Annotated in this window: 23 protein-coding genes; 9 read left to right on the top strand and 14 right to left on the bottom strand. The window is 72.8% G+C overall.

Annotated features, from left to right (window positions below; translation table 11 throughout):
• Positions 1–30: 30 nt before the first annotated feature.
• Entirely contained in the window at positions 31–783 is a 753-nt protein-coding gene (locus tag BIU90_RS02020; RefSeq protein ID WP_071298570.1) for an SDR family NAD(P)-dependent oxidoreductase, read from the bottom strand.
• Between the two features lie 131 nt (positions 784–914).
• Between BIU90_RS02020 and BIU90_RS02015 the strand changes: the two genes are divergently transcribed.
• Positions 915–1,358, top strand: a complete 444-nt coding sequence (locus BIU90_RS02015) for a MarR family winged helix-turn-helix transcriptional regulator (protein WP_071298569.1) — start codon at positions 915–917, stop codon at positions 1,356–1,358.
• Complete coding sequence (locus BIU90_RS02010) at positions 1,355–2,701, top strand: MFS transporter (protein WP_175470110.1); 1,347 nt, start codon at positions 1,355–1,357, stop codon at positions 2,699–2,701. Before BIU90_RS02015 ends, BIU90_RS02010 begins: the two co-directional genes overlap by 4 nt.
• 228 nt (positions 2,702–2,929) lie before the next feature.
• On the opposite strand, the gene BIU90_RS02005 is transcribed toward BIU90_RS02010, so the two are convergent.
• Positions 2,930–3,829, bottom strand: coding sequence for an alpha-E domain-containing protein (locus BIU90_RS02005; RefSeq protein ID WP_071298568.1), 900 nt, complete (start codon positions 3,827–3,829; stop codon positions 2,930–2,932).
• A gap of 133 nt (positions 3,830–3,962) precedes the next feature.
• Here BIU90_RS02005 and BIU90_RS02000 point away from each other — a divergent pair, with 133 nt between their 5' ends.
• Complete coding sequence (locus BIU90_RS02000; protein WP_071298567.1) at positions 3,963–4,517, top strand: MarR family winged helix-turn-helix transcriptional regulator; 555 nt, start codon at positions 3,963–3,965, stop codon at positions 4,515–4,517.
• Between the two features lie 9 nt (positions 4,518–4,526).
• Positions 4,527–4,727 (top strand): hypothetical protein, encoded by a 201-nt coding sequence (locus BIU90_RS01995; protein ID WP_071298566.1) that lies wholly within the window; start codon positions 4,527–4,529, stop codon positions 4,725–4,727.
• 8 nt (positions 4,728–4,735) lie between these two features.
• On the opposite strand, the gene BIU90_RS01990 is transcribed toward BIU90_RS01995, so the two are convergent.
• The 6 genes from BIU90_RS01990 to BIU90_RS01965 form a co-directional block, all read right to left on the bottom strand.
• Positions 4,736–5,584, bottom strand: a complete 849-nt coding sequence (locus BIU90_RS01990; RefSeq protein WP_083403629.1) for an NAD(P)-dependent oxidoreductase — start codon at positions 5,582–5,584, stop codon at positions 4,736–4,738.
• A gap of 64 nt (positions 5,585–5,648) precedes the next feature.
• Positions 5,649–6,389, bottom strand: coding sequence for a M23 family metallopeptidase (locus BIU90_RS19135; RefSeq protein WP_071298565.1), 741 nt, complete (start codon positions 6,387–6,389; stop codon positions 5,649–5,651).
• A 259-nt stretch (positions 6,390–6,648) separates the two neighbouring features.
• A complete protein-coding gene (locus BIU90_RS01980) occupies positions 6,649–6,981 on the bottom strand; it encodes a hypothetical protein (RefSeq protein ID WP_139195062.1) in 333 nt (110 codons plus the stop codon).
• Between the two features lie 74 nt (positions 6,982–7,055).
• Positions 7,056–7,799, bottom strand: a complete 744-nt coding sequence (locus BIU90_RS01975) for a 1-acyl-sn-glycerol-3-phosphate acyltransferase (RefSeq protein WP_071298563.1) — start codon at positions 7,797–7,799, stop codon at positions 7,056–7,058.
• Between the two features lie 86 nt (positions 7,800–7,885).
• Positions 7,886–9,745 (bottom strand): DNA helicase RecQ, encoded by a 1,860-nt coding sequence (gene recQ / locus BIU90_RS01970; RefSeq protein ID WP_071298562.1) that lies wholly within the window; start codon positions 9,743–9,745, stop codon positions 7,886–7,888.
• A gap of 9 nt (positions 9,746–9,754) precedes the next feature.
• Positions 9,755–10,918, bottom strand: a complete 1,164-nt coding sequence (locus tag BIU90_RS01965) for a CPBP family intramembrane glutamic endopeptidase (protein ID WP_071298561.1) — start codon at positions 10,916–10,918, stop codon at positions 9,755–9,757.
• Between the two features lie 36 nt (positions 10,919–10,954).
• On the opposite strand from BIU90_RS01965, the gene BIU90_RS01960 reads away from it, so the two are divergent.
• A complete protein-coding gene (locus BIU90_RS01960) occupies positions 10,955–11,950 on the top strand; it encodes a hypothetical protein (RefSeq protein ID WP_071298560.1) in 996 nt (331 codons plus the stop codon).
• 57 nt (positions 11,951–12,007) lie between these two features.
• Here the strand turns inward: BIU90_RS01960 and BIU90_RS01955 are convergent, their stop codons facing one another.
• The gene (locus tag BIU90_RS01955) at positions 12,008–12,469 is read right to left on the bottom strand and encodes a GNAT family acetyltransferase (RefSeq protein ID WP_071298559.1); all 462 of its coding nucleotides are present in this window, start codon (positions 12,467–12,469) and stop codon (positions 12,008–12,010) included.
• 116 nt (positions 12,470–12,585) lie between these two features.
• Between BIU90_RS01955 and BIU90_RS01950 the strand changes: the two genes are divergently transcribed.
• On the top strand, positions 12,586–13,398 hold the full coding sequence (locus tag BIU90_RS01950; protein ID WP_254786911.1) for a class E sortase: 813 nt from the start codon (positions 12,586–12,588) through the stop codon (positions 13,396–13,398).
• Positions 13,395–13,577 carry a hypothetical protein gene (locus tag BIU90_RS01945; protein ID WP_254786910.1) on the top strand — a complete coding sequence of 61 codons (183 nt, stop codon included), beginning with the start codon at positions 13,395–13,397 and terminating at the stop codon, positions 13,575–13,577. Before BIU90_RS01950 ends, BIU90_RS01945 begins: the two co-directional genes overlap by 4 nt.
• A gap of 37 nt (positions 13,578–13,614) precedes the next feature.
• Here BIU90_RS01945 and BIU90_RS01940 read toward each other — a convergent pair whose 3' ends face one another.
• The 4 genes from BIU90_RS01940 to BIU90_RS01925 all read right to left on the bottom strand — a co-directional run bounded on the left by BIU90_RS01940 (position 13,615) and on the right by BIU90_RS01925 (position 19,681).
• Positions 13,615–16,614, bottom strand: coding sequence for an AAA family ATPase (locus tag BIU90_RS01940; RefSeq protein WP_071298557.1), 3,000 nt, complete (start codon positions 16,612–16,614; stop codon positions 13,615–13,617).
• Positions 16,614–17,783 carry an exonuclease SbcCD subunit D gene (locus BIU90_RS01935; RefSeq protein ID WP_071298556.1) on the bottom strand — a complete coding sequence of 390 codons (1,170 nt, stop codon included), beginning with the start codon at positions 17,781–17,783 and terminating at the stop codon, positions 16,614–16,616. Before BIU90_RS01935 ends, BIU90_RS01940 begins: the two co-directional genes overlap by 1 nt.
• A 69-nt stretch (positions 17,784–17,852) precedes the next feature.
• Positions 17,853–19,022: a S26 family signal peptidase gene (locus tag BIU90_RS01930; protein ID WP_071298555.1), complete on the bottom strand. Its 1,170-nt coding sequence runs from the start codon at positions 19,020–19,022 to the stop codon at positions 17,853–17,855.
• Between the two features lie 50 nt (positions 19,023–19,072).
• Positions 19,073–19,681 (bottom strand): hypothetical protein, encoded by a 609-nt coding sequence (locus BIU90_RS01925; protein ID WP_071298554.1) that lies wholly within the window; start codon positions 19,679–19,681, stop codon positions 19,073–19,075.
• 256 nt (positions 19,682–19,937) lie between these two features.
• Here BIU90_RS01925 and BIU90_RS01920 point away from each other — a divergent pair, with 256 nt between their 5' ends.
• Together BIU90_RS01920 and BIU90_RS01915 are read left to right on the top strand one after the other, a co-directional pair.
• Positions 19,938–20,468 carry a MarR family winged helix-turn-helix transcriptional regulator gene (locus tag BIU90_RS01920; RefSeq protein WP_071298553.1) on the top strand — a complete coding sequence of 177 codons (531 nt, stop codon included), beginning with the start codon at positions 19,938–19,940 and terminating at the stop codon, positions 20,466–20,468.
• A gap of 55 nt (positions 20,469–20,523) precedes the next feature.
• A complete protein-coding gene (locus tag BIU90_RS01915) occupies positions 20,524–21,033 on the top strand; it encodes a DUF664 domain-containing protein (RefSeq protein ID WP_071298552.1) in 510 nt (169 codons plus the stop codon).
• A 69-nt stretch (positions 21,034–21,102) separates the two neighbouring features.
• On the opposite strand, the gene BIU90_RS01910 is transcribed toward BIU90_RS01915, so the two are convergent.
• The coding region (locus BIU90_RS01910; protein ID WP_083403607.1) for a DEAD/DEAH box helicase at positions 21,103–22,542 on the bottom strand (1,440 nt) is incomplete at its 5' end.

Here is a 22,542-nt window from a genome sequence, read left to right as displayed (position 1 = left end):
CGTGAGCGGGGCCTCCCGTCGCTCTGCGCGTCAGTGGGCGGAGTAGCCGCCGTCGACCAGGTGGTAGCTGCCGGAGATGAACGAGGCCTTGTCGCTCAGCAGGAACAGCACGAGCGCGGCCACCTCGGCGTCGGTGCCGAGCCGCCCGGTCGCGTGCTGCGCCTCGAGCGCGGACAGCTCGTCCGCCGACAGCGACGAGCGGACCAGCGGCGTGTCGATGAAGCCCGGGCCGACGGCGTTCGTGCGGACGCCCTGCGACGTGTACTCGAGCGCGGCGACCTTCGTCAGCCCGACGAGCGCGTGCTTCGACGCGACGTAGGCGGCGTTCTGCGCGATGCCGACCGAGCCGAGGACGGACGACATGTTCACGATCGCGCCACCGCCGGCCGCGAGCATCGCGGGGATCTCGTAGCGCATGCCGTAGAAGACGCCGTCGAGGTCGACCGAGCGCACCCGGTCCCACGCCGCGATGTCGTACTCGCCGATCGGCTGCGGCGCGGCGCCGATGCCGGCGTTGTTGACCGCGAGGTGCAGGCCGCCGTACGTGTCCACCGCGAACTGCACGGCACGCTCGTCGTCGGCTGCGACGGCCGAGTTCGCCTGCACGGCCGCTGCGGTGCCGCCGGCCTGCTCGATCTCGGCGACGACGCGCTCGGCGGCGTCCTGCTTGATGTCGGTGACGACGACCGCCGCGCCCGCGGCTGCGAGCTCCTTGGCGATGGCCTCACCGATGCCGCTGCCGCCACCGGTGACGATGGCGACCTTGCCCTCGAACTCGGACATTGTGCACTTCCCTCTGCTCGTTGATGAACAACACCTGTTGTCCACAGTGGGAACGATACTCCCCCGGTCGGCATTCCGGAGGACAACTAGTTCGTTCGCTGAACTAATGAGGTAGGCTAACGACCGTGACGATGACCGAGACCCCGAAGCGCTCCGAGCCGCACGCGTCGCTCAGCACCGACCTCCGCGTGGCGGTGAACCGGCTGTCGCGGACCCTCCGTGCGCAGAAGGCCGACACCACCGTCAGCGACGCGATGTTCTCGGCGCTCGCCCGGCTGCACCGCGACGGCCCGATGACCCTGGCGGAGCTGAGCCGCGGCGACGGGGTGACCCCGCCGTCGATGACGAAGACCGTCGCCGCGTTGGTCGAACGCGGTCTCGTCTCGAAGGGCGGGCACGGCGACGACCGCCGCAAGGTGCTCATCGGCGCGACCCCTGCCGGCATCGACTTCGTGCTCGAGACCCGACGGCGCCGCGACGGCTGGCTCTCGCCGAAGCTCGCCGCCCTGTCCCCCGCCGAACGCCGCGTCCTCGCCGACGCCACCGAGATCATGAGGAGGCTGGCCCACCAGTGACGGCCATGTTCCGGTCCCTGTCGGGACGCAACTACCGCATCTGGTTCGCAGGTGCCCTGGTGTCGAACGTCGGCACCTGGATGCAGCGGACCGCGCAGGACTGGATCGTCCTGACGCAGCTCACCCACAACGACGCCATCGCGGTCGGCACCACGATGGCCCTGCAGTTCGGCCCGCAGCTGCTCCTGCTCCCCTGGACCGGGCTCGTGGCCGACCGCTTCGACCGCCGCCGCACCCTCATGCTGACGCAGGCGCTGATGGCGATGCTCGGGCTGGGGCTCGGCATCATGGTCCTGACGAACACCGCGACGCTGCTGTCGCTCTACGGGTTCGCGCTCGCACTCGGCGTCGTCGCCGCGTTCGACACCCCGGTGCGCCAGGCCTTCGTGTCGGACGTCGTCACCGGCGAGCACGTCTCGAACGCCGTCGCGCTGAACTCGGCCTCGTTCAACGCCGCCCGGCTCATCGGCCCCGCGGTCGCCGGCGTGCTCATCGCCGCGATCGGCTCCGGATGGGTGTTCGTCATCAACGCGGCGTCCTTCGCGGCCGTCCTCGGTGCCCTGAAGTTCGTCGACCCCGAGCAGCTCGCCGAACGGGTCCGGGCCAAGCGCGGCAAGGGCCAGATCATGGCGGGCTTCCGCTACGTGCGGACCCGGCCGGACATCATCGTCGTGCTCTGCATGATCTTCGTCGTGGGCACGTTCGGCGTGAACTTCCCGATCTTCACCTCGACCATGGCCCGCGTGGAGTTCCACAAGGGCGCCGGCGAGTTCGGGCTGCTCAACTCCGTGATGGCGATCGGCTCGGTGCTCGGCGCGCTCCTGTCCGCACGGCGCGACCGACCTCGGATGCGCCTGCTGGTCGTCGCCAGCGCGGGCTTCGGCCTGGCCTGCACCGCCGCGGCCTTCGCGCCGACGTACTGGTCGTTCGCGATCGTGCTGGTGTTCGTCGGGCTCGCGTCACTGACGTTCATGACGACCGCGAACGCCCTCGTCCAGACCACCACGAAGCCGGCGATGCGCGGTCGTGTGATGGCGCTCTACATGGCGATCTTCGCGGGCGGCACCCCGATCGGCGCTCCGATCGTGGGCGCCATCGCCGACGCCGCCGGACCGCGGTGGGCGATCGGCGTCGGGGCTGCGTCCGGCTTCGTCGCGCTGGCGATCGCTCTGGTGTGGCTGGTGCGGTGGCAGCACTACCGCGTCCGCTACGACGCGGACACCCCGCTGCACCTGGCCGTCACGCACTCGATCCCGGTGGTCGGCACCCGGGCCGCGCGTGCGGCGCTCCGTCAGGACCTGGCCCGCGACGAGGCCGTGTCCAGCCGCTCCAGCGGCGTGTAGCCCCGCGCCCCCGCGCCCCCGCGCCCCCGCGCCCCGCCGGTCCACCTCGCCAAGGCGACAGATCTCGCTGCCAGCCCCGGGCCTCCTTCCCGAAAGCGACAGATCGGGCCGGAACGTTCACGGAGAACTGTCGCTTTCGCGAGGAGGGGCGCGGAGAGCGGCGGCGCACCGGACGGGAGGCGCGGGGCGTGCCCGCAGCGCGCCTCCCGTCCGGCGGATGGAACGCGGTCAGCGCGCGGTGGCGACCGCGAAGACGCGCTCGTCGAGCGCACGCGCGACGCGGTCCGCGACGGAGGCCAGTCGGCGCCCGGCCGGACGAGCGGCCTCGACCGCGTCGTCGGGCGGGATCGTCCGGAGTGCACGGCCGGCCTCGCGGAGTTCGGCGAGCCCCTCCGGCACGAGGGTCGGCGCGACGTCCGCCAGGCACGCCTCGGCCCTGCTCGTGAGGAAGGCCATCGACCGCGGGCAGTGCCCGTCGAGCAGGAGGAACGCGGCCGCCTCCGACGCCGGGGCGCCCGGACGGGCCTCGCGGTGGAAGGCCTCGTCGACACCGCATGCGCGCAGCGCGGTGGCCCAGGACCGCGACGACTCCGGGTCGAGCAGGTCCGACGCCAGCAGCCGTGCCGTGGCCGCACACCGCGCGAGCGACCGGCCGAGCGTGAAGAACTCCCAGACCTCGTCGCGGCTGGCGTCGCCCTCGACGACTCCGACGGCCAGGGCACTCCGCTCCCGCACCCAGGCGAGGAACTCGTGCTCGCGCCCGCTGGCGATCTTCCGGGGCATCCGCGAACGGGTGACGTTGAGGCACTCCCACAGCTCGGTCGAGACGACGTCCCGCGCTCGCCGTGCGTCGTCGCGGGCGACCGCCACCGCGTGGGCGATCGAGGCGGGCTCGTGCCGGTCGAGGGCGAGGAGCTCGAGCGTGGCGGTGCGGTCGGCGAACGACCGGCGTGCGCCGCCCGTGGAGGCCCCCGCCACGATCCGGAGTTCGCGCCCGGTGACCGCGTCCTCCGGTCCGGTGCCCGCATCCGGCTTCGCCAGGTACGCGTCGAGGAGTCGGGCGATCACGTCGGCGCGCTCGACTGCGGCCCCGACGCGGAACACACTCCCCGCGAGTCGGTTCAGCACCGCGACTCCTGCATGCGGCGAACCTACTGACCGCGCGTTGCGCCGGTGTTTCGGAGCCGCGTCACGGGTGTTGCGGACGCGGAGATCGGCTCCTTCGCTAGACAATCTAACTAGAGCGTCTAGCATTGGGTCCATGACTTCCGAGGTGACGACAGGCGCCCCGGGGTTCTGGTACGGAGAAGGATCCCGGGTCGATGCAGTGGACGTGCTCAACGCGCTCCGGCGCTACCGCACGGCCGAGAGCGCAGCGCAGCGCCGCGCGCGGGAAGCACTGGGGATCGGCGAGAACGCCCTGCTGGCGTTACGGCTGTTGATCGACGCCGAGACCTCCGGCCGCACCACCAACGCCAAGGAACTCGCCGAGCGTCTCGGCATCACCGCAGCGTCCACCTCGGCCCTCGTCGACCGGCTGGTGCGCAGCGGGCACGTCGAACGGCGCCCCGACCCCGACGACCGCCGCGGTGTGATCCTCAGCGCCTCCGGGTCGTCGATGCGCCAGGCCATCCGGGTGATCGACGACCTCGACACCCGCACGCTCGAGGTCGCCGAGCACCTGCCCGGGGACGACATGGCGGTCATCGTCGACTTCCTGGACGAGATGACGTCCGTCGTGGACGAGATCGACGCCGACCGCGCCGCCGCGAACAGCAGCGACGGGGACGGCATGCGCGCACCACGCTCCGCGTAGCGTGCAGGGATGAGCCAGTCGCGTCAGCACGAGCCCGAGGACGACATGCCCCTCGCCGAGCTCGACGCGCGCGCCCGTGCCGACGCTGCCCTCCGCCGCATCCGGGACGGCAGCGACCCCGCGCGCGAGGCGTTCGACCTGGCGAACACCATGAACGACGAGGCCGTCGGCCGGCTCGGCGCCACCCTGCGCCGCTGGTTCCGGCGGTAGCGGCTGGGTCAGAACGCGGACGTGACGGCGGCGATGTCGTCACCGCCGTGACCGGCGGCGCTGGCGTCGGCGTAGACCGCGCCGAGGGCCTCGAGCAGCGTCGTCGTGACCCCGGATGCCCGGGCCGCGTCCGTGATGAGCCCGATGTCCTTCCGCAGCCCGTCGAGCGCGAACTGCGCGGGGAACGTGCCCGCCAGCATCGACTCGCCCTTCGTGTGGGCGTACGGCGAGTCGCTCGCCGTGCCGTCGATCGCCTGGAGGAACAGCGCGGGGTCGATGCCGAGCCCCCGCGCCACGGCGAGGGACTGCGCGGTCGCCGCCGTGATCGATGCGATCCAGGCGTTCGCCGCGAGCTTCAGGGCCGTGCCGTCACCCACGCGCTCCCCGGCGCGGACCGTCTTCGCGCCGATCGCGTCGAGCACCGGGTCGATCCGGTCGAGCGTGTCCGACGGCCCGGCTGCGAGCATCGTCAGCTTCCCCTGCTCCGCGGGCGCCTTCGTGCCGAGCATCATCGCCTCGACGAGCGTGATGCCGTACTTCGCGGCCAGCTGCACCACGGTCTCGGTCCCCGCGACACCCACGGTCGAGCACTGCACCCACACCGCGTCGGTCGGCGCGTCCCCGGCTGCCTGGTCGAGCACGTCGACCACGGCATCCGTGTCGAACAGCGTGAGCAGGACGACCTGCGCGCCCTCGACGGCGACTCCGGCCTCGGTCGCGACCGTCGCACCGTGCTGCTCCAGGGGCGCTGCGCGCTCCGGGGTCCGGTTCCAGACGACGACCTCGTGTCCCTCACGCAGGAGCGACTGCGCCACTCCGGCCCCCATGGCCCCCGTTCCCAGCACCGTCACACGCACGTCGCGACTCCGTTCCACGGGCGGCTCCCTGCCGCCGGCTCGTCGAACGGTACGCGCGCCGGGTTCAGAGCAGGCCGCGTGCTCGCAGCCAGTCCGCAGGGTCGACCGGGCGGCCGTCGACGATGACCTCGAAGTGCAGGTGCGGTCCGGTCGACACCCCGGTGCTGCCGACGGCCCCGACGCGCTCCCCGGCCGCGACGACCTGCCCGACGCGGACGTCGATCGCCGACAGGTGGCCGTAGCGGGTCTGCACACCGGAGGTGTGCTGCACGAGCACCTGGTCGCCGTAGCCGCCGAGGACCCCGGCCGCGACCACGCGACCGGGCATCGCGGCGACCGCGGGCGATCCCGAGACGGCGGCGAAGTCGAGCCCCTGGTGGTTCGTCGAACACGCTCCGCAGCCGCGGACCCAGCGGGAACCGAAGCCGCCGGCGGTCGGCACGGACCCGTCGACGGGGCGGACGGCGTCGCTGCCCATCGGGACGCCCGGCACCCCGGCGGACCCGACGGCGAACCCGTCGCGTACGACGTCGACGGCCGAGCCCACCGGTGCGGTGAAGGCCTGGGACGCGCCGCCGGCGGTCGGGTCGGAGGCCCGCACCGACACCGCCACGCCGGTCGCCTCGGCAGCGGCCTGGGCGGGGGTGGACGCAGCGACCAGGAAGCAGGTCACCAGCGCGACGACGCCGAGGGGCATCACCGCGGTCCGGGTCGGCAGCGTCAGGCTGGTCACCGCACGGTGCTGCAGGACGACACGGTGCTGCGGGACGACACCGTGCTGCAGGCCGACACGGGGCTGCAGCACGACACGGGGCGGGCGCGGTCGGGACGGTCGCGGGGCTCGCTGCGCGGCGCGGCGTCCCCTGGTGCGCGAGGTGGGTTCCGGGGCGGCGGGCGTGGTCACCGTCGCCCCGGAGGTCGTGGCGTGCGGGTCAGGCACGAGAGCGGCCGGGGTCCCGGCAGCCGGTGTCCCGACGGCGCGGGCACCGAACGAGCGGTTCGCCTGGGCACGCTCGGCGCCCCGTGGACGCTTCGGCAGAGGTCCGGTCGTGGGACGCACCGGTTCAGGAGCGGACGACGCCGGCCGCGAGGATGCGGTCGACCTCGGCGACGGCGGCATCGACGACGGCACGGGTCACCGCGTCGGCCACGGCCTCGACCAGGGCGCGCTGCTCGGCCGTGAAGCGGTGCTCGCGCTGCACTGCGGCGACGGCAGCCGTGGGGATCTCGTCGATGGCGGCGACGAGTGCCGCGGGCACGAACGTGGAACGGGTCGGCGGCACCGGAGCCGACAGCGGCGAGGTCGGCGCGGGACGGGCGGACATCGCCGAGGTCGGTGCGGGACCGGCCGCGTCGGACTGCCGAGCGATGGCGTCGAAGAGCGGCGTGGTGGACATGCGCATTCCTCCTGATCAGGAGTTCGCGGACAGGTTGCGTCCATTGAACCACTGATATTTCTGATGCGCAATACTCAGTCCGGCTCGACGGCCTCGCTCGGGTCGTCACGGTGCAGCGCGCGACGGACCCGCTCGACGATCGTGGCCGGCGGGTTGTTGTACGCGTTGGCGGACTCCTGCCCGCTCATCGCCTGGATCGCCGCCATCACCGCGTCGGTCGCGTGTCGTCGGGCGCGTCCGGAGGACGCCTCACCGAAGTGCGACAGGTCGAGCGGCTGGCCGAACTCGATCGTCACGCGGGCCAGCTTCGGGACCTTCGCGCCGACGGGCTGGACGTCCTCGGTCCCGGTGAGGGCGACGGGCACGACCGGGGCGCCGCTCGTCAGGGCAAGCCAGGCGACGCCGGTCCGTCCGCGGTACAGGCGTCCGTCGAGGGACCGCGTGCCCTCCGGGTAGATCGCGAAGGCCTCGCCGTCACGCAGCCGCTCGAGACCGAGGTCGAGTGCCTGCTGCGCCGCGGCTCCCGCGCCACGCTCGACACCGATCGCCCCGATGCCGCTGAAGAACGCGCGGGAGACCGCCCCGCGGATGCCGGTCCCCGTGAAGTACTCCTGCTTCGCCAGGAACGAGACCTGCCGGGGCGCCATGATCGTGATCGCCGGCGAGTCGATGAACGAGCGGTGGTTGCTCGCGAGGATCACCGCACCGTGCCGGGGGACGTTCTTGCGCCCGATGATCTTCGGCCGCCACAGCATGCGTGCGAGCGGGGCCACGACGGCACGACCGAGCACGGTGGCAGACAACGACGAACCGGGCACCAGCGACCTCCTCGGGCAGGACGTCCGAGTGTAGCCAGGGACCGCCCGACCACATGCCGCGAGGGGCATGAACCGGCCAGGTGCGCTCAGCCCAGGTCGGACGCGGCCACCACGTCGAGCACCGCACGGCCGTAGGACTCGAGCTTGGCAGCACCGACCCCGGAGATCTCGGCGAGCTGGTCGACGTCGGAGGGGCGGACGGCAGCGATGCCGCGCAGGGTGGCGTCGTTGAACACCACGTACGCGGGCACGCCCTGCTCGCGCGCCTGTCCGGCCCGCCAGGCACGCAACGCCTCGAACAGGCCGACCGCCTCCTGCGGCATGTCGGACACGACCTGCCGACGTGCACGTGCGGCACGCGGTTGCCGGACGGGATCGCGGCGCATGCGCACCTGCACCCGGCCGGAGAGCACCTCGGCGGAGGTCGGACTGAGCACGAGCGTGCCGTACCCGTCGCCGGACACCGTGGCGTACCCCTGCGCCAGGACCTGCCGCGCCACCGTCTTCCACTCCCCCTCGGACAGGTCGGCGCCGATGCCGAAGGTCGCGAGGGACTCGTGCCGGAGCTCCTGCACGCGCGGCGACTGCTTGCCGACGAGGATGTCGACCAGGTGCGCGACGCCGTACCGCTGCCCCCGCTCGCGGTCGAGACGGACGATCGTGGAGAGCAGCTTCTGCGCGGGGACGGTGCCGTCCCAGGACTCGGGCGGGGCGATGCACGTGTCGCAGTTGCCGCACGCGGTCGACTCCTGCCCGAAGTACGCCAGCAACCGCACACGACGACACTCGATCGTCTCGCACAGGGCGAGCATCGCGTCGAGGTGTGCGCTGAGCTGCCGACGGTGGGCGGCGTCCCCCTCGGACTGGTCGATCATCCGCCGCTGCTGGACGACGTCGTTCAGCCCGTACGCCAACCACGCCGTCGAGGGCAGACCGTCACGCCCGGCGCGACCGGTCTCCTGGTAGTAGCCCTCCACCGACTTCGGCAGGTCGAGGTGGGCGACGAACCGCACGTCGGGCTTGTCGATGCCCATGCCGAACGCGATGGTCGCGACCATGACGATGCCGTCCTCGCGCAGGAACCGGGACTGGTTGCGCTCGCGGACCCGCACGTCGAGACCTGCGTGGTACGGCAGCGCCGGGATCCCCTGGTCGACCAGGGCCGCGGCCGTGCGCTCGACGGAGTTGCGCGACAGGCAGTAGACGATGCCGGCGTCGCCCTTGTGCTCGGTGCGGATGAACGTCAGCAGCTGCTGCAACGCGCCGGTCTTGGGTTCGATCCGGTACTGGATGTTCGGCCGGTCGAAGTCGGCGACGAAGTGTGCGGCGTCGTCGAGTCCGAGCCGGGCGGAGATCTCGCGGTGGGTCTGCGGCGTCGCGGTGGCCGTCAGCGCGATGCGGGGCACGGTCGGCCAGCGCTCGTGCAGGACGCTCAGCTCGAGGTAGTCCGGGCGGAAGTCGTGCCCCCACTGCGCCACGCAGTGGGCCTCGTCGATGGCGAACAGGGCGATCCGCGACCGGTCGAGCAGCGTACGGGTGGACTCGAGCCGGAGGCGTTCCGGTGCGAGGTAGAGCATGTCGACCTCGCCCTGCACGACGGCACGCTCGACGCGGGCACGCTCGTCCGGCCCCTGCGTGGAGTTGAGGAACGCGGCCTTGACCCCGTTCGCCGCGAGGGCGTCCACCTGGTCCTGCATCAGCGCGATGAGCGGCGAGACGACGACCCCGACGCCGTCGCGCACGAGCGAGGGCACCTGGTAGCACAGCGACTTGCCGCCGCCGGTCGGCATGAGCACGAGGGCATCGCCCCCGGAGACGACCCGGTCGATGATGGCCGCTTGTTCGCCGCGGAAGTCGTCGTAGCCCCACACACGGTGCAGGACGTCCTGCGCCGCCGAGCGCGAGGCGCCCGACGCAGGCGCGACGGCAGGGGTGGTGGCGCTCATGCCACCAGCCTACGGTCGGCGGGCGACACCCACCTCGTCCTCCACAGGCGAGGCATCCACAGGCGGGGCCTTCGTCAGGAGGTCGCCCGACGCCGTGGGCCCGGCCACCCCCTCGGAGCGGGCCGGTGCACCCGGCCAACCAGGGCCTCCCGGCTGGGTCCACCGGGTGCCGCGCGCCCAGGTCGGCACCGGACCGCGGAACCGCGGGGTCTCCGACCCGGCGAAGCGCCGGTCGAGCTTCCGCCACCGTGCCAGGAACTCGACCATGCCCCAGTACAGCAGCGACGTGCCGAGCGTGAAGAGCCAGCTCTGCCAGGTGCTGTTCGAGGAGTCCAGGGACACCTTCGACCAGCCGGGAGCCTGCAGCACGAAGATCATGATGTTGTTGAAGGCGTGCTGCAGGACGGTGGCCTCGAGGCCGCCGGTGCGGATGACGATGATCGCGGCCACGAACCCGAACGAGCCGACGTCCAGGATCCCCCACACGTTGTAGCCGTTCGGGATGTGCAGCAGCGCGAACACGACGGTGGAGACGACGACGGCCACCACGGTGCCGACGATGCGCACCGGGATCCACGACCCGATCCACTGCATCAGGAAGCCGCGGAAGACGTACTCCTCGGCGGCGCCCTGGAACGGCACGAGCAGCACCACCATCGCGATGGTCAGGGTGAGCGTGCCGATGGACACCGTCGACTGCCCGATGGCCGGGGTGTTCCAGCCGAAGCCACCGTCGAAGGTGAACATGCCGTCGGCGGAGCCGAACCCCGTCTGCACGACGAACATGATCGCCGCGATCACCAGCGTCGGCAGCACGCACCACGCGGCCCAGCCCCACCGGACCCGGAACCGCACCGACGACAGCGTGTTCGCCGGCCCGAGTCGGGCGATCTTCACCGCGAGCAGGATCCCCGGCAGCAGGATCACGAGCGACACCAACGACAGCGAGAGCACGAGCGGGTCGGTGGGGTCGAGCGCACCGCTCGTCAGGCTCTGCTCGAGGTCGATGAGTCCCTGCGGGCCCTGTGTCGCACCGATCGGGACGAAGTACGCGACGGTGATCAGGATCTGCGTGACCAGGTACCACCCGGCGAGGAACGCCAGCGCGACGAGCGGACGCCACCACCGCCACCGGCCGTCGACGCGGAAGAGTCGGGTGTAGGGAACGCTCACGCAGCGCAATCTACCGGGCACGGCAGGATGGGACCCGTGATCACGGTGCTGCTCGGCCTCGGCGGGGCGCTGGTGTACGGGTTCGCGGACTTCCTGGGCGGGGTGGCCTCGCGGCGGGTGCGGCCGGTGACCGTCGCCGCCGTCGCAGCCGCCGTCGGGATCGTGCCCCTGTTGGCCGGACTGGCACTGTTCGGAGGCCGGTTCACCATGACCGGGTCCCTGTGGGGTGCGGTCGGCGGGCTGGCGGGGTCGGTCGGCGTGCTGCTGCTCTACGCGGCGCTGGCGATCGGGCCGATGAGCGTGCTCTCGCCGCTGACCGCCGTCTTCGCGGCGGTCGTCCCGGTCGTCGTCGCGGTGGCGCGCGGCACGGTGCTGTCCCCGGTGGCCGTCGGCGCGCTGGTGGTGGCGGTGGTCGCCGTGGTCCTGGTCGCGTCGGTCCGTGACCCGGGCGGCGCGCGCGTGACGGCGCGCGGCGTGGCCGCGGCGGCCGTCGCGGGCTGCGGGTTCGGCGGGATCGTGCTCGCCTTCAACGAGACGCCGTCGGACTCCGGGATCGCGCCGCTCGTGGTGGCGCGGGTGCTGCAGGCGGTGCTGCTGGGGGCGGCGGCGCTCGTGTCCGCGCGGGCGGGGGTCGCGTCCTCCGGGCGGTCTCCCGCTCGGTCGTCCGGCCGGTCGTCTGACCGGTCGTCCGGCGGGTCGTCCGGCCGGTCTGGAGGCGCGGCTCGCCTCCCGGCGTCGGCGGGCGTCGGCGACGTGGCCGGGTCGACTGCTCGGCGCGGCCCGGGGCGTCGGCTCGCGATGGTCGTCGTTGCCTGCGGGGTGTTCGACGCCCTGGCGAACGTGTGCATCCAGGCCGGGCTGCACTCGAGCGCGGACCCGGCGACGCTGCCGGTGATCAGCGTCCTCAACGCGCTCTACCCGATCGGGACCGTCGTGCTCGCCGGGGTGGTGCTGCGCGAACGGCTCACGCCGCTGCAGGGTGCCGGGATCGTGTTGGCGCTCGGCGCCTCGGTGGCGCTGGCCCTGGCGTGACCGAGCGTCGTCCCCGATCGACCGCCGGGTCCGGTGGTCAGTCGTCGGATCTGCTGGTCAGTCGTCGGGGATGAGCCGCTTGCCCATCGAGACCGTCCGGTCGTCGGCGTAGCCCAGCGACTCGTAGAACCCGATGACGCGGTCGTTGCCGGCGCGGACCTGCAGGTTGAGCTTGGGGCAGCCGAGCGCCGTGAGCAGCCGTTCGAACTCGGCCATGAGCGCCCGCCCCAGCCCGGACCCCTGCTGGTCCGGGCGCACCGCCAGATAGTTCACCCAACCCCGGTGCCCGTCGAACCCGGCCATGCCCGCGGCGACGAGGGTGTCTCCGTGCTGGCCGCCGTCGCTGGTCGCGTCGGTCGCCGGGTCGGTCGCGACCAGGAACAGCTCCGGCTGGACCGTGAGCTTGCGGGCGATGTCGCGGCGCGGGTCGTTCCACGGGCGCACGAGCCCGCAGGCCTTCCAGAGGGCCACCACCGCCTCGGTGTCGGCGGGATCGAAGCGACGGATCACAGGAGCCATCCCGCCACGGTACCCATCCTGTGGAGAAGGCCCTGATCGTCATGTCGGTGTGGTCTGATGGTCCTGAGCGTCGTCAACCACGACGCCGGGACGACCGGACCAGGACCAGGAGCCACGTGACCTCGCACGAGACACTCCCCCCGCCGTCGAGTGCTCCGGACGACGAGCCCGCCCGACGGACACGACGCCGTCGGCCACGCCAGACCGTGGGCGGTGCCCTCGTCTCGCTGCTCGCCGAACTCCTCATCCTCGCCGGTGCGGGCACGGGGCTGTACGTCCTGTGGACCGCGTGGTGGACCGACGTGGTCGCGGTGCAGCACCAGTCCTCGCTCATCAAGGACCTCGGCCAGACCGAGGCACCGACGGCGAACCCCACCCCGACCGAGCACCGCGACCAGGCCCCCGTGCTCGCGGAGCCGCCGGGGCTGTCCTCGGTCTTCGGCACGATGCAGATCCCCCGCTTCGGTGCCGACTACGACCGCCCCATCGGTGAGGGCACGGACCGCGAGAAGGTGCTCAACACGATCGGGCTCGGGCACTACCAGGACACGGCGATGCCGGGCGCCGAGGGCAACTTCGCCGTCGCCGGGCACCGGGTCACCTACGGCAAGCCGCTCAACCAGATCGCCGACCTGCAGACGAACGACGCGATCGTCGTGCGTGTGACCGACGCGGCGAAGGGGTTCGACGTCTGGTACGTGTACAAGGTCACCGACAGTCAGATCGTCACCCCCGACCACATCGAGACCATCGCGCCGGTGCCGAACAAGCCGGGGGTCGAGCCGTCCGCCGAGGACCGCTGGCTCACCCTGACCGCGTGCCACCCGATGTGGTCCGCCAAGGAGCGCTACATCGTGCACGCCAAGCTCGACTACTGGATGCCGGTGTCGGAAGGCACCCCGAAGGAACTGTCGGAGACCGCCAAGTGATCTTCCCCCTGGTCTGGCGCCTGCTGCCCGGACCGACCGCGCTCAAGATCCTCGAACTCGTCGTGCTGCTCGTGGCGATCGTCTTCGTGCTGTTCACCTGGGTGTTCCCGTGGATCGCGGCGGACATCCTGCCGCCGCCCGACGGCACGGTCGACACGTCTGCCGTGCCCACACCCTGACGTCTGGCGTCCGGCGTCCGGCGTCCGGCGTCCGGCATCAGACCGTCGTCGTGACGTGCGATCCGCCGCCGGGACTGCGCCGGACGGCGATGCGTTCGGGGATCCGCTGCTTGAGTTCCTCGACGTGGCTGACGATGCCGACCTGTCGTCCACCCGCGGTCAGGCGTGCGAGCTGCTCGACCACGCCGTCGAGCGTCTCCGGGTCGAGCGTGCCGAACCCCTCGTCGACGAAGAGCGTGCCGAGCGACACCCCGCCGGCCTCGGCCTGCACGACGTCGGCGAGCCCGAGTGCCAGGCAGAGCGACACCGTGAAGGTCTCGCCGCCGGACAGGCTGCGTGGGTCACGGGTGGTGTCGGTCGTGTGGTCGCGCACCGCGAGGGCCAGGCCGGTGCGACGCGATCGGCTGCCGGTCTCGCGCTCGTCCGAGGTCTCGAGGGTGAAGCGCCCGCCGAGCATCGTCCGCAGGCGGTCGTTCGCCGCCGCGACGACGTCCTCGAACCGACGCATCAGCACGTAGGTACCCAGCGTCACCCCGGTCGTGTTGTGACCCGGCGCCCCTGCCGCGATGTCGGCCAGGCGGACCACGGCACGGCTCTCGGTGGAGGTCGTCTCGCGCCGGGCGACGGCGCGCGCCAGGTCGGCCGCGCACCGCTCGGCGGCCTGGGCCCGGTCGGCCGCGGTGGTCGCCGCACGCGTGGCGAGGTCGAGTGCGGCCGCGGCTGCGACCGCAGTCGCACGAGCCAGTTCGGGGTCGAGTCCGCCGTCGGCGGTCCCGTCGTCGGCTGCGCGTTCGTCCTGCGCAGCGGCCACCACTGCGGGTTCCGCCAGACCGGCATCGACGACCGCACGTTCCCGGTCGGCGTGCTCGACCTCGGCGCGCAGCCGAGCGGCCACTGACGGTTCCAGCACCGCAGCCCGCGCAGCGGCCACGTCGGCGAAGTCGTGGTCTGCCACGACACGAGCCACCTCGGCGGTGCGCTCGGCGACGACGGTGTCGGCCGTCCGGTGCCGTTCCGCTGCCCGGACGACCGTGCCGAGCGCGGTGATCCGTTCGTCGAGCGCGGTGACGGCAGTCGGCAACGTCAGGTCCGGGGCGTGCCCGTGCAGTTCGGCGACCAGGAGCCCGCGAGCGGTCTCGACCGCATCGGTGTCGAGGGCGATCCGGGCCTGGTCGGCCTGCGTCGTGGCGAGCAGCACCTGGCGTTCCGTCCCGATCGCGGCGTGGTCGTGTTCGAGGGCCCGGGTCGCTTCGTCGTGTGCGACCACGGCACGGTCGTGTCCCGGCAGCGCGTCCGCCGCTGCCCGCGCTGCCCGGAGCCGGTCGGCAGCCGCGGCAGCGCGGGTCTCGAGCACCTGGGCATCGAGGTCACCGACGACGGCGAGGAGCCGCTCGTGCTCGGCCCGTTCGACCGCGAGACCGGCGGCAGCGTCGGCGAGGGCCTGCTCGGCACGGCGAGCGGCAGTGGCGGCCGCGTCGATCTGCGCGGGGGTGGGGTGGTCGTCCTGCGGTGTGGCGACCGCCGGGTGCTCGAGCGCGCCGCACACCGGGCAGGCGTCACCCGGTGCCAGGGCGGCGCCGAGCTCCCCCGCCAGGCCCGCGATCCGCCGTTCGCGCAGGTGCTGCTCGGCCTGCACCGCGGCGCTCGCCGTGGTGCGCGCCGACGCCACGACGGACTCGGCCGCGACGACGCGACCGTCCGCCGCCGCGCACGCCGCCACGGTGTCCCGGAGTGCCTGCACGGCGTCCGTCTCGAGCTGGGCGGGCTCGACGTCGGCTGCTGCGGTGGCCGCCACCTGCGCCCGTGCGACGAGCTCCGCGCGCTCAGCCGGCCGGACCTGGAGCGCCGCGTCGAGTTCCGTCAGGCGCAGACGCAGCACGGCGACGTCGGCTCGGGCGGCGTCGAGGGCGAGGACCCGTGCCGGGAGCGACGCGGCGACGGGCACCAGGTGCCGGACGCCGGCGACGACCTCGGACAGGCGGCCCAGCTCGGTGGCGACGTCGATCCCGCGGGCGCCGTGGTCGTCCCGCAGGGCCTCGAGGTCGCGCAGGGCCGCCGTCGCCCGGTCCACGGCGGCGTCGAGCCCGTCGGCGACCGTCGCGACCCGCGTGGCACGCTCGGCAGTGCTGAGTCGGTCACGGGTGGCGGTGACGGCAGCGGTGGTGGCGTCGAGCGCGGCGGCCCGTCCGAGCAGGCTCCGGCGGCGCTCGAGCGCGACGACGCGGGCGCGGACGAGCTGCTCGTGCGCGCTGGCTTCCGTGGCTGCCACTGCTGCGTCCGCCCGGGCGGTCTCGGCGGCGTCGGCCGCGGCGCGGACCTGGGCCACGATCTCGGGCACGGACGACTCGGCGGCGTCACCGACACCCGAGGCCTCGGCGAAGCGCGCGAGGCTGTCCCGCACACCGGCGTCCGCGGCGTCGACCTGTGCTGCAGCGGCCCGACGCCGGGCGGCGAGTTCGTCGGCGGTGCTGTCGTAGACGAGGGTGCCGAACAGCGACTGCAGGAGCTTCCGACGGTCTTCCCCTGGTGCCCGCAGGAAGCGCGCGAACTCGCCCTGCGGCAGGACCACCGTCTGCAGGAACTGCGCGCGGTCCAGCCCGACGATGCGGGTGACCTCAGCACCGATCTCCTGTGCGCGCGCGGAGACGGGTTCACCCGCCGGGTCTGCCGGTCCGGCGAGGCGCACGAGCGTGGCGGACGCGTTCTGCCGCACGGTCCCGGTCCCGCGCTGCTTGGGTCGGTCGTACTGCGGTGTCCGACGGACGCGGAACACCCCCGCACCCGTCTCGAAGACGAGCTCGACGAAGGGTTCGACCGCGGGGTCGGCGTGCTGGCTGTGCAGGCGGTCGTTGCTGGCGTCGCTGCCCGCGAGCCCGCCGTACAGCGCGAACACGACCGCGTCGATGATCGTCGACTTGCCCGAGCCCGTCGGCCCCTCGAGCAGGAAGACCCCGGAGGCGGCGAGCGCGGCGAAGTCGATGGTGACACGGTCGGGGTAGGGACCGATGGCGCGGAGTTCGAGTCGGTGCAGGTACATCAGCGCGCCGCCCGGTCCTGGTCGGCGAGGGTCGCCGCCGCGGCTTCGTACGCGTCACGGAGGACCACGAGTTCGTCGGCCGAGGGGGCCGCACCGGTGGCGAAGGTGACGAAGTCGGCGGTGACCTCGACCGGGTCGGAGGTCGCCGTCACCGCCCGTCCGGCCGTGCGCGCGGGGGCGTCGGCCGGTTCGTGCGTGATCGCGAGCGCGTACGGGAACCGGTCCTTGACGCGGGCGTACATCCGCTCGGGGTGCACGGCGTCGGTCACCGCGACGCGGACCCAGGCGTCGGCGTCCTGCGCGTGGTCCCCGGACTCGATGGCGCCGATCGTCGACCGGACGTCCACCAGACGGCGTGGCACCGGGGTGGGCAGCAGCTCGACGGTGACGGTGCCGTCCGCCGAGAGCTCGACGAGCGTGACCGACTTGGTGTGGGCACGCTCGCCGAACGAGAAGGCCAACGGCGAGCCGGCGTACCGGATCCGGTCGTCCGATCCGACGCGCTGCGGCCCGTGCAGGTGTCCGAGTGCGACGTAGTCGAAGCCCGCGAAGACCGACTCGGCCACGCGGTCGACGCCACCGACGCGGATGTCCTGCTCGCTGTCGCTCGGCTCTGCACCGCCGACGAAGGCATGGGCGACGACGACCGAGCGGGTCCCCGGCCGTGTCGCCAGGTCGGCGCGGATGCGGTCCACCGCCGCGGCGACGACGGCCTGGTGCGACCGCGGGAGTGGTTCGTCGGGGACCGGGGACAGGGCGTGCCGGACCAGGTCCGGCTGCAGGTACGGGATGCCGTAGACCGCGACGGGGCCGTCCGGGTCGTCGACCACGACCGGGTCGGCGACGTGGACGGGTTCGGCGAGGATCCGGACGCGTCCGGTCATGACGCCGGCACCGAACCCGAGCCGGGCTGCCGAGTCGTGGTTGCCGGGCGTCACCACGACGGTGGCCACGGCGGACAGCCGTTCGAGCGCGGTGGAGAGCATGCGCACGGCGTCGACCGGCGGGATCGCCCGGTCGTACACGTCACCCGCGACGACGACCAGGTCGACCGAGCGCTGCACGACGACGCCGACCAGGTGGTCGAGGAAGGTCGCCTGGTGCGCCAGCAGGTCGGCCCCGAGCAGGGTCCGCCCGAGGTGCCAGTCGCCGGTGTGCAGGATGCGCATGCGGCAACGGTAGCCGCGACGACGGACATCTCCGGACGCCGCGCGTCGGCCTGTGGAGGACGCGTGGGTTCAGCAGGACAGGTCGGTGCTGAGCAGGGCGGTCTTGATCGCGATGGTCTGGCTGGTGGCGGTCCACGAGCCACCGAGGTCCGTCCGGACGGCGACGTTCACGGGGGTCCCGAGGCTCAGGATGCTCTGCCCCTTGACGACGATGCTCCGCTGCGTCCCGGGGCTCGACCCGACGACGGTGGAGCCGGCAAGCGCGTCGAAGGAGTTCGCGGCGACGCCGGAGTACGTGTACCCGATGGTGACGGACTTGTCCGCGTTGTTGGTGCAGGTCAGTCCGGTGACGGCGACCGGGGTCGTCGCGGCGAACGTCGACGCCGGGTTCACGGTCGTGCGGGTGAAGGGCCCGGCCACCGCCTGTGCCGGCACCAGCACGCCGACGCCCCCGGTGACCAGCAGCGCCACCGCGGCGACGGCGCCCCGACCGCGCCGGCGCCCGTCTCGACCCGGGCGGCGCACCGCGCGACGTGACGAGACGTCCTGACGCAACAGCACGTGCCGTCCGGACCGACCCTCGACCCGCGCCGACGTGCCGGCGGCGCGGGGGGCCTCCCGGCCGGTGTCCGCAGCGTGGCGCGGACCACCCTCGCCGTCCTCGTCCTCGTCGTCCTCCGGCGCGGAGCCGGACCGCCGGAGGGCGCCGTCGACCGTACACAGCCAGAGCACCACACCGAACGCCAGGGCGGCCAGCGCGACCTTCGCCCAGGCGCCGTCGCGCATCCAGACGATCGGCGCCGCGACCACCGGGATCCGCAGCGAGGCGACGCCGTGCACCGCCGACGGCTCCACCGGGGTCGAGTCGCGTCCCGGGTTGGCGTCGCCCTTCGTGACGACCGTGTCTTCGGGGCCGGTCGCGACGGCGCGGTGCATGCGCAGGTGCCCCGGCTGGTCCGGGTCGTCGGCGAGCAGGACCTGGCCGATCCGGAGGTCCGTCGCCGGCACCGGGCGCGACACGACGACGTCGCCCGGTCGGAGGCGGGGTTCCATCGAGCCGGTCATCACGGTGGTCGGGTGCCAGCCGATGACGGCGGGCGCGGCGGCCCACAGGGCGAGCCCGAGCAGCGTCGCCACGACCCCGCGTGCGCTCGTCCCCACGACGACGCGTCCCCACGCGACGGCGTCACGGACCGCACGACGCGACGAGGGAGGACCCTGCTCTGCGGTACTGACCATGACTGCCTTCACGTGGGGACGCGGCGACCTGCGGGTGTGGAGCGCGCGGCTCAGCTGTTCTGGGCCTCCCAGGTGAGGCCGAGCGACGCTGTCCCGCCCTGCACCGAGTTCGGCGCGTCCGACTTGACCGTGTAGGTGACGCGGTAGACGCGCGACTCCGAGCCTGAGCCGGTCGGGGCCCAGGAACCGAGTCCGGTGGCGAAGTTCGTGCTGCTCGACCCGAAGCTCGCGAGCGTGGTGTTCGCGGGCGTGATCGTGCCGTTCGGCGATGCCGCGGGGGTGAAGCCGGTGCACGAGCCGAAGCCGCCGCCGGTCCCCTGCTCGATCGTCAGCGTGATGTTCGACGCCAGCGCGTTGGTGGTCTGCGGGTTCGTCGCGTAGAGCTTGACGGTCGAGGCGAGCGACCCGGTGGAGGTCACGGTGATGCAGTTCGCGCCCGTCGAGCCCGGCTTCAGCGCCGTGGCGGTGAACAGGGCCGTGTTGTTGTCGTCGTCGGAGAGGGCGACCGAGCCGGCCGTCCAGTTGCTGGTGGGGTTCACCGTGGTGGCGGAGAAGGCCGAGTACGAGGCGGTCGAGACGACGGCACCCGAAGCGACGAGGGCGGCGGGGATGGCGATCCAGGCGGCGAGACGAGCGGCGCGAGGGGTGACACGAGGCATGGCGGTACTCCCGGAGGAAGAGATCTGATCGGTGGGTGGTCTGGGACCGCGGTGGTTGGTCGCGCTGCAGGCCGGTGTGGTGCGTGGTGCCGTGTACTGGTTTGGTACGACCATCAAGCTACTTCCCTTCCGTGATGCTCACAAGAGAAGCAATGCCCCCACAGCTGGGGGTAGTTCAATGGTTGAGATACTTGTTGACTGAGCGGCACGGCGGCATGCCCGTGCCCCGAGCGACACCCACCCGAGAAGAGCCCTCATGACGGCCACCCGTACCGCACCGGTCACGATCCCCGCGCAGTCCCCCGCGCCCGCCTCGCCCGTCACGAGCACGGTCGACGGCGTCGCCGACAGCGACCTCGGTCGCCTGATGACGGCGTTCCGGCTCATGCAGACCCAGCACGCGCGGGTGCTGCACCACGAGAGCCAGACTCGCGGACTCAACGCCACCGACAGCCGGTTCGTGTTCTTCCTGGCCTCGGCGGACGGCGCGGGCGTGACGCCGAAGCAGTCCGGCGAGTACCTCGAGCTCTCGACCGGGGCGATGACGTCGCTCATCGACCGGCTCGAGCAGCGTGGGCACATCGAGCGTCGCCCGAACCCGAACGACCGGCGCAGCATCCTGCTCCACCTGACCCCGTCCGGCGAGGCCGTCGCGCAGCAGATCGGCGCCGTCTACTCGGCGGCGTTCCGCGAGGTCATCGCTCCGTCCCAGCGCCAGGCCCTGACCGACGCGTTCGCCCGGCTCGGCGACGAACTCGGTCGACGCAGCGGCGCCCGCACCGCCTGAGCAGTCGTCCCGCCGAGCCCGAGCAGTCGTCGCGCGCTGGCGTAGCGTCGAGGACATGACCCCCAGTGACGTCCTCATCGAAGCCTTCTCCCGCGTCCCGGCGACCGTCGCCCGCGCCGTCGAGGGACTCTCCGAAGACCAGCTCGCGTCGCGTCCGGCCGCCGGCGCGAACACGCTCGCCTGGCTCGCGTGGCACATCGCCCGGGGCCAGGACGCGCAGATCGCCGACCTGGCCGGGACCGAGCAGGTCTGGACCGCCGACGGCTGGTTCGACCGCTTCGGCCTGCCGTTCGCGCCCGAGGCGCTCGGCTACGGCATGTCCCGCGACGAGGTCGGCCGGGTGCGCGCCTCGGCGGCGCTGCTGACCGGGTACCTCGACGCCGTGCACGCCCGCACGGTCGCGTACCTCGGCACGCTCGGCCCGGACGACCTCGACCCCGTGGTCGACGACGCGTGGGACCCGCCCGTCACCGTCGGCGCGCGCCTGGTGAGCATCCTGGACGACTGCACGCAGCACGCCGGCCAGGCCGGCTACGTGCGCGGGTTGCTGTTCTTCAACCGCTGACGCGGAACGGACAGGAGGCCCGGTGCCAGCTGGCACCGGGCCTCCTTCCGGTCAGGTGGTCACATGCGATCAGCGCGCGGCGAGCTCGGCGACGATGCCGTCACCGGGCGCCGCCTGCACCATCTCCGCCTCGATCTCGGCGTGCTCGAGGATGCCCTCGATCTTGCGGATGCGGCCGCGGGGGACGATCGTGACGACCGTTCCCTCCTTGCCGGCGCGACCCGTGCGGCCCGAGCGGTGCATGTACGCCTTGTAGTCGTCGGGCGCATCGGCCTGCACGACGAGCGACACGTCGTCGACGTGGATGCCACGGGCGGCGACGTCGGTCGCGACGAGCACGTTCACCCGTCCGCTGGTGAGCATCTGCAGGTTGCGGGTCCGTCGCGACTGGTTCAGGTCCCCGTGGAGGGAGGTCGCGCGGATGCCGGCGTCCTCGAACTGGTCGGCGAGCCGCTCGGCGTAGGCACGGGTGCGGGCGAAGACGATCGTCTTGCCCTCGCCGGCGACGAGCTCCTCGAGGAGCTGGTCCTTCTGGCGCTGCTCGACCACGAGCACGCGGTGGTCGATCGTCGAGGACGCTTGGTCCTCGCCGGCGACCTCGTGCACGCTCGGCTCGTGCAGGAACTGCTCGACGAGCGCCGCGACCTGGGTGTCGAGCGTCGCGCTGAACAGCAGCTTCTGCGCACGGTTGCCCTGCGGGGTGACCTGGGCGGTCGCCTCGAGGATCTCCTGTACCGGCTCGAGGAACCCGAGGTCGCACATGTGGTCGGCCTCGTCGAGCACGGAGATGACGACCTCGCTGAGGTCGAGCTTGCCCTTGTTCATGAGGTCCTGCACGCGACCCGGCGTGCCGACGATGATGTCGACGCCGCGCTCGAGCGCTCCCTCCTGACGGCCGTACGGGACGCCGCCGTAGATCTGCGTCGTGAACAGGCCGACCGAGCGGGCGATCGGCTGCACGGTGCGGTCGATCTGCAGCGCGAGCTCACGGGTCGGCGCGAGGATGAGCGCTCGCGGGGCGCGGCCCATGCGACGCTTCGTGCCGCCGCCGTGCTCCATGAGCTTCTCGACGAGGGGCGCACCGAACGCGATGGTCTTGCCGGAGCCCGTGCGGCCGCGGCCGAGGACGTCCTTGCCGGCGAGCACGTCGGGGATCGTCGCGGCCTGGATCGGGAACGGGCTCGAGGCACCCATCTCGGCGAGGGTGCGCGAGATGTTGCCGCCGATGCCGAGGTCGCCGAAGGTCACGCCCTCGACGTCGGCCGCCACGGTGGCCTCGGCCTTGAGCTTGTCGAGCTTGACGTCGTCCGCGGGGACGAAGTGGCCGCGGGTCGAGGGGGCCTGGCGGTCGGTGCGGTCGTTGCGGTCGAACGAACGAGGGGCGCGGTCGTCGCGGTCGAAGCGACGGGGCGCACGCTCGTCGTTGCCACGACGGGGTGCACGGTCGCGGTCGTTGCGGTCGAACGAGCGCGGCGCACGGTCTCGGTCATCGCGGTCGAAGCGACGGGG

This window comes from Curtobacterium sp. MCBA15_001 (genome assembly GCF_001864835.1).
Taxonomy (GTDB): Bacteria; Actinomycetota; Actinomycetes; order Actinomycetales; family Microbacteriaceae; genus Curtobacterium.
This window is presented reverse-complemented; position numbering and strand designations above follow the sequence as displayed.